General features: G+C 60.4%; 11 protein-coding genes and 4 tRNA genes. 5 read left to right on the top strand and 10 right to left on the bottom strand.

Annotation, left to right across the window (positions count from 1 at the left end):
• Positions 1–64 precede the first annotated feature (64 nt).
• From ACA049_RS08925 to ACA049_RS08910, 4 genes are all read right to left on the bottom strand, one after another.
• Positions 65–141: transfer RNA gene (locus ACA049_RS08925), tRNA-Asp, on the bottom strand.
• Positions 142–160: 19 nt separating this feature from the next.
• A tRNA-Val gene (locus ACA049_RS08920) sits at positions 161–236 on the bottom strand.
• A 199-nt stretch (positions 237–435) separates the two neighbouring features.
• A tRNA-Asp gene (locus ACA049_RS08915) sits at positions 436–512 on the bottom strand.
• 18 nt (positions 513–530) lie between these two features.
• Positions 531–606, bottom strand: a tRNA-Val gene (locus tag ACA049_RS08910).
• 160 nt (positions 607–766) lie between these two features.
• On the opposite strand from ACA049_RS08910, the gene rdgC reads away from it, so the two are divergent.
• The 3 genes from rdgC to sugE all read left to right on the top strand — a co-directional run bounded on the left by rdgC (position 767) and on the right by sugE (position 3230).
• Entirely contained in the window at positions 767–1687 is a 921-nt protein-coding gene (rdgC, locus tag ACA049_RS08905) for a recombination-associated protein RdgC (RefSeq protein ID WP_017340046.1), read from the top strand.
• Between the two features lie 143 nt (positions 1688–1830).
• Positions 1831–2796, top strand: a complete 966-nt coding sequence (locus tag ACA049_RS08900) for a bile acid:sodium symporter family protein (protein WP_497334736.1) — start codon at positions 1831–1833, stop codon at positions 2794–2796.
• A 119-nt stretch (positions 2797–2915) separates the two neighbouring features.
• Complete coding sequence (sugE, locus tag ACA049_RS08895; RefSeq protein ID WP_208671936.1) at positions 2916–3230, top strand: quaternary ammonium compound efflux SMR transporter SugE; 315 nt, start codon at positions 2916–2918, stop codon at positions 3228–3230.
• Between the two features lie 110 nt (positions 3231–3340).
• Here the strand turns inward: sugE and ACA049_RS08890 are convergent, their stop codons facing one another.
• The 4 genes from ACA049_RS08890 to ACA049_RS08875 all read right to left on the bottom strand — a co-directional run bounded on the left by ACA049_RS08890 (position 3341) and on the right by ACA049_RS08875 (position 8119).
• Positions 3341–5215, bottom strand: coding sequence for an MFS transporter (locus ACA049_RS08890; RefSeq protein ID WP_497334734.1), 1875 nt, complete (start codon positions 5213–5215; stop codon positions 3341–3343).
• A 99-nt stretch (positions 5216–5314) separates the two neighbouring features.
• Positions 5315–6466: a TDT family transporter gene (locus ACA049_RS08885; protein ID WP_497334732.1), complete on the bottom strand. Its 1152-nt coding sequence runs from the start codon at positions 6464–6466 to the stop codon at positions 5315–5317.
• A 105-nt stretch (positions 6467–6571) separates the two neighbouring features.
• Entirely contained in the window at positions 6572–6883 is a 312-nt protein-coding gene (locus ACA049_RS08880) for a cupin domain-containing protein (RefSeq protein WP_497334730.1), read from the bottom strand.
• Between the two features lie 42 nt (positions 6884–6925).
• Positions 6926–8119 carry an MFS transporter gene (locus ACA049_RS08875; protein WP_497334728.1) on the bottom strand — a complete coding sequence of 398 codons (1194 nt, stop codon included), beginning with the start codon at positions 8117–8119 and terminating at the stop codon, positions 6926–6928.
• A 91-nt stretch (positions 8120–8210) separates the two neighbouring features.
• Here ACA049_RS08875 and ACA049_RS08870 point away from each other — a divergent pair, with 91 nt between their 5' ends.
• Positions 8211–8750 carry a TetR/AcrR family transcriptional regulator gene (locus ACA049_RS08870; RefSeq protein WP_497334726.1) on the top strand — a complete coding sequence of 180 codons (540 nt, stop codon included), beginning with the start codon at positions 8211–8213 and terminating at the stop codon, positions 8748–8750.
• A 247-nt stretch (positions 8751–8997) separates the two neighbouring features.
• The gene (locus ACA049_RS08865) at positions 8998–12468 is read left to right on the top strand and encodes a hybrid sensor histidine kinase/response regulator (protein WP_497334724.1); all 3471 of its coding nucleotides are present in this window, start codon (positions 8998–9000) and stop codon (positions 12466–12468) included.
• A 602-nt stretch (positions 12469–13070) separates the two neighbouring features.
• Here the strand turns inward: ACA049_RS08865 and ACA049_RS08860 are convergent.
• Complete coding sequence (locus ACA049_RS08860) at positions 13071–14435, bottom strand: DNA recombination protein RmuC (RefSeq protein WP_497336795.1); 1365 nt, start codon at positions 14433–14435, stop codon at positions 13071–13073.
• Between the two features lie 175 nt (positions 14436–14610).
• Positions 14611–14934 carry a sel1 repeat family protein gene (locus ACA049_RS08855; protein WP_497334722.1) on the bottom strand — a complete coding sequence of 108 codons (324 nt, stop codon included), beginning with the start codon at positions 14932–14934 and terminating at the stop codon, positions 14611–14613.
• Between the last annotated feature and the right edge of the window lie 320 nt (positions 14935–15254).

The following is a 15254-nucleotide window of genomic DNA, read 5'->3' as shown; positions in this document are numbered from 1 at the left end:
AAGCCCGCATCAAGCGGGCTTTCTGTGTGGTGACCTGGCGTTCAGCGTTCCAGGTGACCAAATATGGCGCAGCGGACGGGACTCGAACCCGCGACCCCCGGCGTGACAGGCCGGTATTCTAACCGACTGAACTACCGCTGCGCGTAGCGTTGAAAGTAAGTGGTGGGTGATGACGGGATCGAACCGCCGACATTCTGCTTGTAAGGCAGACGCTCTCCCAGCTGAGCTAATCACCCTTTACCTTCGTTGCGGGGCGCATTGTGCCACAAATTTTCGTAAAGTGTTGATTTAATTGAATAATTTTTCAAAAAAATCCGAAAACCGGTGAAACGACACGACCTGCAGGAACAACGTACAAACTTTAGGCAGAAAAAAACCCGCGTTAGCGGGCTTTTCCGTGGTGACCTGGCGTTCAGCGTTCCAGGTGACCGAATATGGCGCAGCGGACGGGACTCGAACCCGCGACCCCCGGCGTGACAGGCCGGTATTCTAACCGACTGAACTACCGCTGCGCGTAACACTAAAGCGAATGGTGGGTGATGACGGGATCGAACCGCCGACATTCTGCTTGTAAGGCAGACGCTCTCCCAGCTGAGCTAATCACCCTTCACTTTCGGTGTGGCGCGCATTCTACGGAGCGCCCCCACCTCTGGCAAGCACTTTTTTAAATAATTTTTGCAGGCCTTCCAAAGGCTTAGAGAAGGGTTGGCCTATGGCTTCGCTAAGAGAATAATGCCCCCCTTTGTATAAAGGAGAGACTCGCCCCATGTGGTTCAAAAACCTGCTTATCTATCGCCTGACCCAAGATCTGCCTTTTGATGCCGAGGCGTTGGAAACTGCACTGGCCACCAAACTGGCGCGTCCATGTGCAAGCCAGGAGTTGACCACCTACGGTTTCGTCGCGCCCTTCGGCAAAGGCGAAGATGCACCCCTGGTGCACGTCAGCGGCGACTTCCTGCTGATCTCCGCCCGTAAAGAAGAACGCATCTTGCCGGGCAGCGTCGTGCGTGACGCCGTGAAGGAAAAGGTCGAAGAGATCGAAGCCGAACAAATGCGCAAGGTCTACAAAAAGGAACGCGACCAGATCAAGGATGAAATCATCCAGGCGTTCCTGCCGCGTGCCTTTATCCGTCGTTCGTCGACCTTCGCCGCCATCGCACCGAAACAGGGTCTGATCCTGGTCAACTCGGCCAGCCCGAAACGTGCCGAAGACCTGCTGTCCACGCTGCGTGAAGTGATCGGCACGCTGCCGGTACGCCCACTGACCGTGAAAATGTCGCCGACCGCGACCATGACTGAATGGGTCACCACCCAGAAAGCTGCGGACGACTTCTTTGTGCTGGACGAGTGCGAACTGCGCGACACCCACGAAGATGGCGGCATCGTGCGTTGCAAGCGTCAGGACCTGACCAGCGAAGAGATCCAGCTGCACTTGAGCACCGGCAAAGTGGTTACTCAATTGTCGCTGGCCTGGCAAGACAAGCTGTCTTTCGTCCTCGACGACAAGATGGTGGTCAAGCGTCTGAAGTTCGAAGACCTGCTGCAAGACCAGGCGGAACAGGACGGTGGCGAAGAAGCCCTCGGCCAGCTGGACGCCAGCTTCACCCTGATGATGCTGACCTTCGGCGACTTCCTGCCGGCACTGGTTGAAGCACTGGGCGGTGAAGAGACTCCGCAAGGGATCTAAATCGACGCGGTCTAAATGTGGGAGCGGGCTTGCTCGCGAAAGCGTCATAACATTCAACATCAATGTTGACTGTCAGTCCGTCTTCGCGAGCAAGCCCGCTCCCACATTGGTTTTGTGGTGTTACTTAAAATAAGGATCAGGCCATGCGCGCCCTCGCTGCATTGAGTCGTTTTGTCGGCAACACCTTCGCTTACTGGGTTCTGATTTTCGCCGTCGTGGCGTTTCTGCAGCCCGCGTGGTTCATCGGTCTGAAAGGCGCGATCGTGCCGCTGTTGGGCCTGGTGATGTTCGGCATGGGCCTGACCCTCAAACTCGAAGACTTCGCCGCAGTCGCTCGCCATCCGTGGCGCGTGGCGTTGGGCGTGGTTGCACATTTCGTGATCATGCCCGGTGTGGCGTGGTTGCTCTGCCAGGCGTTTCACCTGCCACCGGAAATCGCCGTCGGCGTGATTCTGGTCGGTTGCTGCCCAAGCGGCACCTCGTCGAACGTGATGACCTGGCTGGCGCGCGGCGACCTGGCGCTGTCGGTGGCCATCGCCGCCGTCACCACCCTCCTCGCTCCGCTGCTGACCCCGGCGCTGATTTGGCTTTTGGCCTCGGCGTGGCTGCCGGTGTCCTTCATGGAACTGTTCTGGTCGATCCTGCAAGTGGTGCTGTTGCCGATCGTGCTCGGCGTGGTTGCCCAGCGCCTGTTGGGTGATCGGGTGCGCCATGCGGTAGAAGTATTGCCGCTGATTTCGGTGGTGAGCATTGTGATCATCGTCACCGCCGTGGTGGCCGCCAGCCAGGCGAAGATTGCCGAGTCGGGCCTGCTGATCATGGCCGTGGTGATGCTGCACAACAGCTTCGGTTATCTGCTGGGCTACTTCACCGGGCGCCTGTTCAAGTTGCCGCTGGCCCAGCGCAAATCCCTGGCGCTGGAAGTCGGCATGCAGAACTCCGGTCTGGGCGCCGCGCTGGCCAGTGCGCACTTCTCGCCATTGGCGGCGGTGCCTAGCGCGTTGTTCAGCGTCTGGCACAACATTTCCGGGGCGTTACTCTCGACGTATTTCCGCCGCATGAGCGAGAAACAAGACCGGGAAACCGCGGCCCGGCAAGCGGCCGAGTGATCCGTAAACTTGATCCTCGGGTTAATGATGGGCACTCTATGGCGCAACGCGAGGACGACCTCGCGGCTCGATCGAGTCATTAATCTGGGGACGACCCCGTCAATCGATGGAGGTCTTTCATGTCCTGGATCATTCTGTTTTTCGCCGGCCTGTTCGAAGTGGGCTGGGCCGTCGGCCTGAAATACACCGACGGTTTCAGCCGCCCTCTCCCTACCGCATTGACCGTTGCCGCCATGGCGATCAGCCTTGGCTTGCTGGGCCTTGCCATGAAGGAATTGCCGCTGGGCACGGCCTATGCGATCTGGACCGGTGTGGGTGCGGTGGGCACGGTGATCGCCGGGATCATTCTGTTTGGCGAGTCCATGGCGCTGTTCCGGCTGGCCAGTGTGGCGTTGATTGTTGCCGGGTTGATTGGGCTCAAAGTCAGCGCCTGACCTTTAGATCGCCTTCGCGGGCAAGCCTCGCTCCTACAGGGTTTGCATGGACATGCCACAAACCCCGTAGGAGCGAGGCTTGCCCGCGAAAAGGCTCTCACAGCCACCGACTATCTAACTGTGCCGCGCAAATCCCCGACCATCGCCTGCAACGCCGCCGGCTCCGCCGCCTCAACCGCCACCGCCGGCCCTGCCACCAACGTCACCCGCGACCACAACCGACGAAACAACCCCTTGCCCGGATCGCGGCTGAAGAAACTCCCCCACAACCCTTGCAACGCTAGCGGAATCACCGGCACCGGTGTCTCTTCGAGAATCCGCACCAGCCCGCCCTTGAACTCGCTCATCTCGCCGTCAGCGGTCAACTTGCCTTCCGGGAAGATGCACACCAGTTCACCGTCCTTCAGGTATTGAGCAATCCGCGTGAAGGCTTTTTCGTAGATTTGAATGTCTTCCTGGCGCCCGGCGATCGGAATCGTCCCGGCCGTGCGAAAGATAAAGTTCAGCACCGGCAGGTTGTAGATTTTGTAGTACATGACAAAGCGAATCGGCCGACGCACCGCACCGCCAATCAGCAACGCATCCACAAAAGACACGTGATTGCAGACCAGCAACGCCGCGCCTTCATCCGGGATCAGATCAAGGTTGCGATGCTCCACGCGGTACATGGAATGGCTGAGCAGCCAGATCATGAAGCGCATGGTGAACTCGGGGACGATGCTGAAGATGTAGGCGTTGACGCCGATGTTGAGCAGCGACACCACCAGGAACAGCTGCGGGATCGACAGCTCGACCATGCTCAGCAGGACGATCGAGACAATCGCCGACACCACCATGAACAGCGCGTTGAGAATGTTGTTGGCGGCAATCACCCGCGCCCGCTCGTTCTCGGGGGTGCGCGACTGAATCAGCGCGTACAGCGGCACAATGTAGAAACCACCGAAAATCCCCAGCCCCAGAATGTCGATCAGCACCAGCCAGGTGTGGCCAAACCCAAGGATTTCGATCCAGCCATGGCCGTCAACGCTGTCTGGAATACCGCCGGAATGCCACCACAGCAGCAAACCGAACACCGTCAGGCCGAACGAGCCGAACGGCACCAGACCGATTTCGACTTTGCGTCCGGAGAGTTTTTCGCAAAGCATCGAACCGAGGGCGATGCCCACCGAGAACACCGTCAGAATCAGCGTCACCACGGTCTCGTCGCCGTGCATCCACTCCTTGGCATACGCCGGGATCTGCGTCAGATAAATCGCCCCGACAAACCAGAACCACGAGTTGCCGACGATGGAACGCGATACCGCAGGCGTCTGCCCCAGGCCCAGTTTCAAGGTGGCCCAGGATTGGCTGAAGATGTTCCAGTTCAGGCGCATTTGCGGTGACGAGGCCGCCGCCCGGGGAATGCTGCGACTGGCCAGGTAACCGAGCACGGCGACACCGATGATCGCGGTGGAAACGATGGGCGCGTAATGACTGGACGACATCATGACCCCGGCGCCGATGGTGCCGGCGAGGATCGCCAGGAACGTGCCCATTTCCACCAGCCCGTTGCCACCCACCAGTTCTTCTTCACGCAGGGCCTGGGGCAGGATCGAGTATTTCACCGGCCCGAACAGCGCCGAGTGCGTGCCCATGGCGAACAGCGCCACCAGCATCAGCGACAGGTGATCGAACAGGAACCCGACCGCGCCGACCGCCATGATGGCGATTTCCCCGAGCTTGATCAGCCGGATCAGCGCGTCCTTGGCGAACTTTTCCCCGAACTGGCCGGCCAGCGCCGAAAACAGAAAGAACGGCAGGATAAACAGCAGCGCGCACAGGTTGACCCAGATCGAGCGGTCACCTTCGATCGTAAGCTTGTACAGAATGGCGAGGATCAACGACTGCTTGAAGATGTTGTCGTTGAACGCCCCGAGGGACTGCGTGACAAAGAACGGCAGGAAGCGCCGGGTGCGAAGCAAGGTGAACTGTGAGGGGTGGCTCATCTTCCATGTGTCCCTGAGATTGGGTAGAGAGTGGCTTGGCGATTTGTTATTGGAATGTCGAACGTCGATCCAGGCCACACATTACCTAATCTTTGCCGGTTATTTCTTTAATCCTGCAATGCACGGCGAGACAAACAACTCGCCCCGCCAGGCGCCCTGCACCGTGCGTTTGGAGACGATCAGCCACATCACCGCCAGCATCGCCACCAGCACGCAGCCAAAGACACTGAAAAACGCCAGGTTCAAGGTGCTGCCCAGTTTCAACGTCGTTAGAGAATAGACGCCCAGCGGGAAGGTGAAACCCCACCAGCCAAGGTTGAACGGGATGCCGTCGCGCAGGTAACGCACGGTGATCAGCACCGCCATCAGCATCCACCAGAAGCCGAAGCCCCACAGCGTAATCCCGGCCACCAGGCCCAGCCCTTCAGCAATTTCACCGATGCCCGGCAGACCGTTGGCCGCAAAGATCGCCGGAGCATCGGCGCCCAGCAGCAACATGCCCAACGCCCCGGTGCCGATCGGCCCCAGCGCCAGCCAGCTGGAGGCGGCCATGTTTTCGTGAGGCAGTTTATGCAGCGCCATGCGCAGCAACAGAATCGTCAGAATGCTGAACGCTACCGGCAGGGAAAAGGCCCAGAGCACGTAGCTGGTCGTCAGCACCACCAGTTGCGAATGGGCATCGGCCAGGTGCGGTGCCAGCAGACCACCGCTGGCGGCGGCCACTTCCGCCGCGACCACCGGCAACAGCCAGACCGCAGTCATCTGGTCGATGCTGTGTTCCTGACGGGTGAACATCATGTAGGGAATCAGCACGCCGCAGGCCAGCGACATGGCCACATCGAGCCACCACAGCAATTCGGCGACATGAATCACCCCGTCGCCCCAGCGCGGCAAGCCGAACACCAGGAAGCCATTGATGATGGTCGCCAACCCCATGGGGATGGTGCCGAAAAACATCGAGACCGTGGAGTGACCGAAAATCCGCCGCGCCTCATCGAAGAACAGCACCCAGCGTGCCGCGTACGCCACGGTGAACAGTGCAAACAGGCAGATATTGAGCAGCCACAGACCTTCGGCTACCGCCTGCAGTCCGGGTATGGCCACGGGCAATTGCGCCAGCGCCAAGGCCAGCACGCCCGTGCCCATGGTCGCGGCGAACCAGTTGGGGGTGAATTGGCGAATGGCTTCTAGCGGGTGCTTTAAATGGCTGAGCGGTTTTAAACCGAGGGTGTTGCTGTTGGGGCAGGTCATGTTGAATTCCTCTCCTCTTGTGAGGTGGAATTCATGGTAGATCCGAATCGAATATCTATATAACGGGTAATATCTCTAACTGTTATCTGTTTTGCAGATATAGCGTCAGACACTGCCTTCCGTTTCGATCACCAGGATCCTCGCCGCCCCATGCGGATGGGCGACGTGCTCGGTGCCGATAGACGCATAGAAAATATCGCCCACGTCCAGCAGTGTTTCCTTTTCGACACCTTCTTCGCGGTAGCGCATCTGCACCTGGCCATCAAGCACGACGAACACTTCCTGACCGTCATTGACGTGCCATTTGTAGGGCTGATCGGTCCAGTGCAAACGCGTGGTGATGCCGTTCATGTTGGCGATATCCAGCGCGCCCCAGGCACGCTCAGCGGTGAAGGATTTGCTGCGGATGATCTTCATCAGGCGTTCCGTCGAAATAAGGGCCGGTGCCAAGGCTAGCGGTCATCGAACATCCGCGCCACAGACTTTGACGGGCTGCTGACGCATCAACGCGAGCAGAGCGCCGAGCGACAGGACAATCAGCACCGCGCCATAGCCATCGGTGGTGGCCACCAGACCAAAGGCCCGCGTCAGGTTCCCCGCCAGCAACGACGGCAGGCAGAACGCCAGGTAGCTGAGCACATAAAACGCCGACATCAATCCGGCCCGTTCGTGAGGCAGAGCCAGCGGCACGACGCTGCGCAACGCGCCGAGAAAACTGGCGCCAAAACCGCATCCGGCCACCAGCGTCCCGACGAAAAACAGCGGCAGGCTGGCGCTGTGGACCGCCAGTAAAATCAGCGCCACGCCCACGGGCAAAATGCTTGCGCCGATCCGCAGGACTTTGTCGGCCGGGCGGCTGCGCAAGGTGTAGATCATCAATACGCCAGTGACGGTCAGCGCAGCCACTGTCGCACCGCCAATCAGATTCGAAGTCGATCCGGTGGCCGTCCGCACTAGGGACGGCGCGAGGGAGGCAAAGAAACCACCGAGCGCCCACGCCGCGGTGTTAAGCGGCATCACCAGCCACAACACGCGCCGAGCCTGGACCGGCACATGCAGGGTCGGAAGCAGCGAAGCCAGCGCGCCCGGTTGTGGGCTGACGCTTTCCGGAAGACGCCAGACGTATAACGCCTGCAACCCGAAGAGTGCGAGCAGCACCCAAAAGGTCAATTGCAGCGGCAGCGGCGCAAACTCGGCCAACAAACCACAACCCATGGCTCCCGCCGCCATGCCCAGCAGCGGCGCGACGCTGTTGACCAGCGGACCTTGCTGGCGATCGGTGTCGAGCAGCGCGGCACCCAATGCGGCCGTGGCCATCCCGGTGGCAAAGCCCTGAAGCACCCGGGCGCTGATCAACCAGGCGACGCTGTCGGCATTGATGAACAGCAGCATGGCGAGCATGTTCAGCACCACAGCGGTGAAAATCACCGGTTTGCGTCCCAGGTAATCCGAGAGCGAACCAACGGTGAGCAGCGCGGCGAGCAAGCTGATGGCGTACACGCCGAAGATCAGGGTCAGGGTCGCCGCCGAGAACTGCAGGTGTTCCTGATACAAGTGGTACAGGGGCGTCGGCGCAGTGGAAGCGGCGAGAAAACTCAGTAAAGTAATCGCCAGAAACCACAGGCTGGAACGGTTTGATATCGAACTGGACATGCGCACACTCCGCAAAAGCTAATTTGTTGCTTTTGCGGAGTGTGCTACTGGCTAGCGCTTAAAGCAAATTCTTTGTGTTAAGGTCCGCCGTATGGCTATTAAAGAAGGTTTACGCCCCGGCGGTCGAAGCGCCCGGGTGCAAGAGTCGATTCATTCGGCTGTCCGCGATCTGCTTGAAGAACAGGATCGCTCGACCGTGACCGTCCCGCAGATTGCTGCGCGCGCGGGGGTGACGCCGTCGACGATCTATCGGCGCTGGGGCGATTTGTCGACGCTGCTGGCCGACGTCGCCCTCGCCCGCCTGCAACCCGAAACTGAACCGGCCAACACCGGCAGCCTGCGCAGTGACGTGCGGGCCTGGGCGGAACAGTATCTGGACGAGATGAGTTCCGAGCCCGGGCGAAACATGCTGCGCGACGTGCAATGCAGCATCACACCGGTTTACTGCGCGACGATCATAGGCGGGCAGTTGCAGACGATTCTGGATCGTTATCCGGACCAGCCAAAGCCGAGCGTCGATCGACTGATCAACCTGGTGGCAGCGCCGACGGTGTTTCGCATCCTGTTTTCGGCGGCGCCGTTGGAGGTTGGGGAATTGCATCAGTTGATTGAGATTGCGTTGAGTCAGTGAGGCCGTCTTCGCGGGCAAGCCTCGCTCCTACAGGGTTTTGTGTGTTCGCCGAATATGTGAACCACACAGAACCTGTAGGAGCGAGGCTTGCCCGCGAAGAGGCCAGCACAAACACTAAAAACCCAACAGACAAACTCCTGCGACACCCCACCACGCCAAGACCTTGGTCGACACTGACTAACCCCTGCCATCGTGCGAGACTGTCTGACCGGGCTGGAGTCCCGGGTGTCTTTTGTCGGGAGTTCCCATGTCGCTGTCCAGCGGGCTGATCGCCGCCGTCGCCCTGGCCTATATGGCCATCATGTTCGCCATCGCCTTTTACGGCGACCGTCGCAGCACACCGTTGCCGCCGCGAGTGCGCGCGTGGGTATACAGCCTGTCGCTGGCGGTCTATTGCACCAGCTGGACCTTCTTTGGCGCTGTCGGCCAGGCCGCCGAACAACTCTGGTCGTTCCTGCCGATCTACCTCGGGCCGATCCTGCTGCTGGTCTGCGCGCCGTGGGTCCTGCAGAAAATGGTGATGATCAGCAAGCAGGAGAACATCACCTCCATCGCCGACTTCATCGCCGCGCGCTACGGCAAATCCCAGTCGCTGGCGGTCGTCGTGGCGCTGATCTGCCTGGTGGGCGTGTTGCCCTACATCGCCCTGCAACTCAAGGGCATCGTCCTCGGGGTGAACCTGTTGATCGGCGCCGGTGCCGACGCCATGGGCACCCGCGCCCAGGACACGGCGCTGATCGTGTCGCTGGTGTTGGCGCTGTTCACCATTGTCTTCGGTACCCGCAACCTCGACGCCACGGAACACCACCGCGGCATGGTGCTGGCGATTGCCTTCGAATCGCTGGTCAAGCTGTTCGCGTTTCTCGCGGTCGGCGCGTTCGTCACCTACGGCCTGTACGATGGCTTCGACGACCTGTTCAACCAGGCCATGCTCGCCCCACGCCTGGAGGAATACTGGAAGGAAACCATCAACTGGCCGTCGATGGTGGTGCAGACCGGCGTGGCGATGATGGCAATCATCTGCCTGCCCCGGCAGTTCCACGTGACGGTGGTGGAAAACATTGATCCCCAGGATCTGCGCCTGGCCAAATGGGTGTTCCCGGCTTACCTGGCATTGGCGGCATTGTTTGTCGTACCGATCGCCCTCGCCGGTCAGATGTTGCTGCCAAGCTCGGTCCTGCCGGACTCTTTTGTCATCAGCCTGCCGCTGGCCCAATCCCATCCTGCGCTGGCGATGCTGGCCTTTATCGGTGGCGCCTCGGCGGCGACCGGCATGGTGATCGTCGCCAGCGTGGCGCTGTCGACCATGGTCTCCAACGACATGTTGCTGCCGTGGCTGCTGCGGCGGAACAACGCTGAGCGGCCGTTCGAAGTGTTCCGCCAGTGGATGCTCTCGGTGCGCCGCGTCAGCATCGTGGTGATTCTGTTGCTGGCCTACGTCAGCTATCGCCTGCTGGGCTCGACCGCGAGCCTGGCGACCATCGGCCAGATCGCCTTTGCCGCCGTCACCCAACTGGCCCCGGCCATGCTCGGTGCGCTGTACTGGAAGCAGGCCAACCGCCGGGGTGTTTTCGCCGGTCTCGCCGCCGGGACATTCCTCTGGTTCTACACCCTGATTCTGCCGATCGCCGCCCACAGCCTCGGTTTGTCGTTGAGCAGTTTCCCGGGATTGGCGTGGTTGCACAGTAACCCGCTGAACCTGCCGCTCACCCCGTTGACCCAAGGCGTGATGTTGTCGCTGGCGGCCAACTTCACGTTGTTCGCCTGGGTGTCGGTGCTGTCACGTACGAGGGTGTCGGAACACTGGCAAGCCGGTCGTTTCATCGGCCAGGAAATCAGCGCACGCCCCAGCGCACGCTCGATGCTGGCGGTGCAGATCAACGATCTGCTGCAACTGGCCGCCCGCTTCGTCGGTGAAGAACGGGCGCGACAGAGCTTCATCCGTTTTGCCTACCGCCAAGGCAAAGGCTTCAACCCGAACCAGAACGCCGACGGTGAATGGATCGCCCATACCGAACGCTTGCTGGCCGGTGTACTCGGCGCTTCTTCGACGCGTGCGGTGGTGAAAGCCGCCATCGAAGGTCGGGAAATGCAGCTGGAGGATGTCGTCCGTATCGCCGACGAAGCCTCGGAGGTGCTGCAATTCAACCGCGCCCTGTTGCAAGGCGCTATCGAAAACATCACCCAGGGCATCAGCGTGGTCGACCAGTCGCTGAAACTGGTGGCCTGGAACCGGCGCTATCTGGAGCTGTTCAATTACCCGGACGGGCTGATCAGGCTCGGCCGACCGATTGCCGACATCATTCGCTACAACGCCGAGCGCGGTCTGTGTGGCCCCGGTGAAGCCGAGGTGCATGTCGCCCGCCGCTTGCACTGGATGCGTCAGGGCCGTGCCCACACCTCTGAACGACTGTTCCCCAACGGGCGTGTCATCGAGCTGATCGGCAACCCGATGCCGGGCGGCGGTTTTGTCATGAGCTTCACCGACATCACCGCGTTCCGCGAAGCCGAGCAAGCGCTGACTGAAGCCAACGAAGGCCTGGAGCAGCGCGTCACTGCACGGACCCACGAGCTGTCACAACTCAACGTGGCCCTGACCGAAGCCAAGGGCACCGCGGAATCGGCCAACCAGTCGAAAACCCGCTTTCTGGCAGCGGTCAGCCATGACTTGATGCAACCGCTGAATGCCGCGCGCCTGTTCTCTGCCGCCCTCTCCCATCAAGACGATGGCCTGTCCAGCGAGGCGCAGAAACTGGTGCATCACCTGGACAGTTCACTGCGTTCGGCCGAGGACCTGATCAGTGATCTGCTGGACATTTCCCGCCTGGAAAACGGCAAGATCAACCCGGACCCCAAACCCTTCGCGCTCAACGAACTGTTCGATGCCCTCGGTGCCGAGTTCAAGGCACTGGCTCAGGAACAAGGGCTGAAATTCCGTGTTCGGGGCAGCACGCTGCGCATCGACAGCGACATCAAACTACTGCGACGAATCCTGCAGAACTTCCTGACCAACGCGTTCCGTTATGCCAAGGGGCCGGTGCTGCTCGGCGTCCGGCGGCGCAAGGGCGAGTTGTGCCTGGAAGTCTGGGACCGTGGACCGGGAATTCCGGAAGACAAACAACAGGTGATTTTCGAAGAGTTCAAACGCCTCGACAGCCACCAGACGCGCGCCGAGAAAGGCCTGGGCCTGGGGCTGGCGATTGCCGATGGGCTGTGTCGCGTGCTGGGTCACACCTTGCGCGTACGCTCCTGGCCGGGGCGTGGCAGCGTGTTCAGTGTCAGCGTGCCGCTGGCGCGGGCTCAGACTGTCGCGCCGACCAAGGTCAACGAGCTCAACGGCCATGTGTTGAGCGGCGCGCAGGTGCTGTGCATCGATAACGAAGACAGCATCCTGATCGGCATGAACAGCCTGCTGACACGCTGGGGTTGTCAGGTCTGGACCGCGCGCAACCGTGATGAATGCGCGGCGCTGCTGAAGGACGGTGTACGTCCGCAGTTGGCGCTGGTGGATTACCACCTGGACCATGGCGAGACCGGGACCGAGTTGATGGCGTGGTTGCGCACTCAACTGGGGGAACCGGTGCCGGGGGTGGTGATCAGTGCCGATGGCCGGCCGGAGACGGTGGCCCAAGTGCATGCGGCGGGCCTGGAGTACTTGGCCAAACCGGTGAAACCGGCGGCGTTGCGCGCGTTGTTGAGTCGGCATTTGCCGTTGTGATGGCAGGCTTGAGTTCTTTGACGGCAGTGCTGACGCCTTCGCGAGCAAGCCCGCTCCCACAGGGGATCGGAGTTGTTGCACACATCGATTGAACAACACAAAAACCCTGTGGGAGCGGGCTTGCTCGCGAAGCTTTTGACCTATTCAGGCAACTCAGCCAATCCATCAACATCGGTCATCGCCCGCTCCAGCAGATCCGCCGGCAAGCTCCCACAGGGGATCGGAGTTGTTGCACACATCGATTGAACAACACAAAAACCCTGTGGGAGCGGGCTTGCTCGCGAAGCTTTTGACTTATTCAGGCAACTCAGCCAATCCATCAACATCGGTCATCGCTCGCTCCAGCAGATCCGCCGGCAAGCTCCCACAGGGGATCGGAGTTGTTGCACACATCGATTGAACAACACAAAAACCCTGTGGGAGCGGGCTTGCTCACGAAGCTTTTGACCTATTCAGGCAACTCAGCCAATCCATCAACATCGGTCATCGCCCGCTCCAGCAGATCCGCCGGCAAGCTCCCACAGGGGATCGGAGTTGTTGCACACATCGATTGAACAACACAAAAACCCTGTGGGAGCGGGCTTGCTCGCGAAGCTTTTGACCTATTCAGGCAACTCAGCCAATCCATCAACATCGGTCATCGCCCGCTCCAGCAGATCCGCCGGCAAGCTCTTGCTGGCGCGTGCACCCAGCAACTTCAACTGCTCACTGCGACTGACCAGGTTACCGCGCCCTTCTGTCAGCTTGTTCCGTGCTGAGCTGTAGGCCTTGTCCAGTTGCTGCAAGCGATTGCCGACTTCGTCCAGGTCCTGGATGAACAACACGAACTTGTCGTACAGCCACCCGGCGCGCTCGGCGATTTCCCGGGCGTTCTGGCTCTGGCGCTCCTGCTTCCACAGGCTGTCGATGACCCGCAAGGTCGCCAGCAACGTGGTCGGGCTGACGATGACGATGTTGCGGTCGAAGGCTTCCTGAAACAGTGTCGGCTCAGCTTGCAAGGCAGCGGAAAACGCCGCTTCGATCGGCACGAAGAGCAAGACAAAATCCAGGCTGTGCAAGCCGTCGAGTCGTTTGTAATCCTTGCCCGACAGGCCTTTGACGTGATTGCGCAGTGAAAGTACGTGCTGCTTGAGGGCGATCTGGCCGATCGCATCGTCCTCGGCTGCCACATATTGCTGATAAGCCGTGAGGCTGACCTTGGAGTCGACCACCACCTGCTTGTCGCCCGGCAGATAAATGATCACGTCCGGCTGGAAACGCTCACCGTCCGGCCCTTTGAGCGTGACTTGGGTCTGGTACTCGCGGCCCTTCTCCAGCCCGGCATGTTCAAGCACGCGCTCAAGAATCAGCTCGCCCCAGTTGCCTTGGGTTTTCTGCCCTTTCAAGGCTCGGGTGAGGTTGGTGGCTTCGTCGCTCAGGCGCAGGTTCAGCTGCTGCAGGCGCTCCAGCTCCTTGGCCAGGGAAAACCGTTCGCGGGCTTCGGCCTGATAGCTTTCCTCAACGCGCTTTTCGAAAGACTGGATGCGCTCCTTCAAAGGATCGAGCAACTGGCCCAGGCGCTGCTGGCTGGTTTCGGCGAAACGCTGCTCGCGCTCGTCAAAAATTTTTCCCGCCAGCTCCGCGAACTGCGCTCGCAGCTCGTCTCGCGAGCCTTGCAGGTCGTTGAGGCGTTGTTGATGGCTGTCCTGCTGCTCACGCAGTTCGGCGGTGAGCGAGGCCGCCCGGGCGTCCAGGCGCCGCAGCTCGGCATCTTTGCCGGCGCGTTCGATGTTCCAGGCGTGAGACGCGTCGCGGGCGTCGTCGCGCTCGATTTGCAGCAGTTCAATTTCACGGCGCATGGCGGCCAGCTCCGCTTGCTTGGCGCCGTTGGCCTGACTCAGATCACCGATTTCATCGCGACAGGCTTCGAGCTGAGCGCTCAAACCGTCCTGCGCCAGTTGCGACATGGCCAGACGCTCTTCCAGCAAGGCCACCTCGGCTTGCCCCGCGCTCGCCCGGCGCTGGATTTGCCAGGCCAGCACCAGCAATGGCAGTGCAGCGCCCGCCAGACCAAGCAAAATGCTGGTCAAGTCCATAGCCATAGCGACTCCTGCCGATGAGATAAAGCTTGAAGGGTAACGAAGGCGTCAGAACTTGGACAGCTCAGTCTTCGACCAGGCCCAGTTCCTGGAGGGCGCGGCGATCCCCTGCTCGCGCGGCCTGGCGCAGCAGGTCATGACCAATCCGGCGATCTCGGGCATTGCCGCATTCACGGCACATCAGCTGGCCGAGACGACTTTGCGCGGCCACCACACCTTCACGAGCAGGCTGTTTGAGCAAACGCCCGGCGAAGTGTTTGACGTTGGTGTTGTCACCCAGGCGCGGGCTATCGAGCAACCACTCCGCCACGCGCATCGAAAAGCGTTTGGGAGGGGTAACACCGGGAGCTGTCGAGGTGGCAGAAACTGATACGGAGCGAAACTTCATAAAGCACTGTGGGGCAGATCGGAAGGCGCGCCACTCTACTCTTTTTTTCTTACAGGTAAAGCCTAAAAAAACCCGGCACGCCCGTCCTAGAGCAAGCGCTCGGGACAATCCACAGAAGCTGTGGATAACTCAGTGGACAACCGCCCTTGAACTCGCGCAAAGCCCTGTGGAATGGGGCTCGCAGTCAAACTGACGATTTTTTCACCAGTAAAAAAAAGCGATGTTTTTCATTGACTTAAATTTTCAATACAGGCACCCACTGTGGTCGGGGCGCGGATGACAGTGCGGTTACAGTCTGCGCAACTTATGTGCACAAGTAC

Source organism: Pseudomonas sp. LBUM1662, from assembly GCF_059695915.1.
This window is presented reverse-complemented; position numbering and strand designations above follow the sequence as displayed.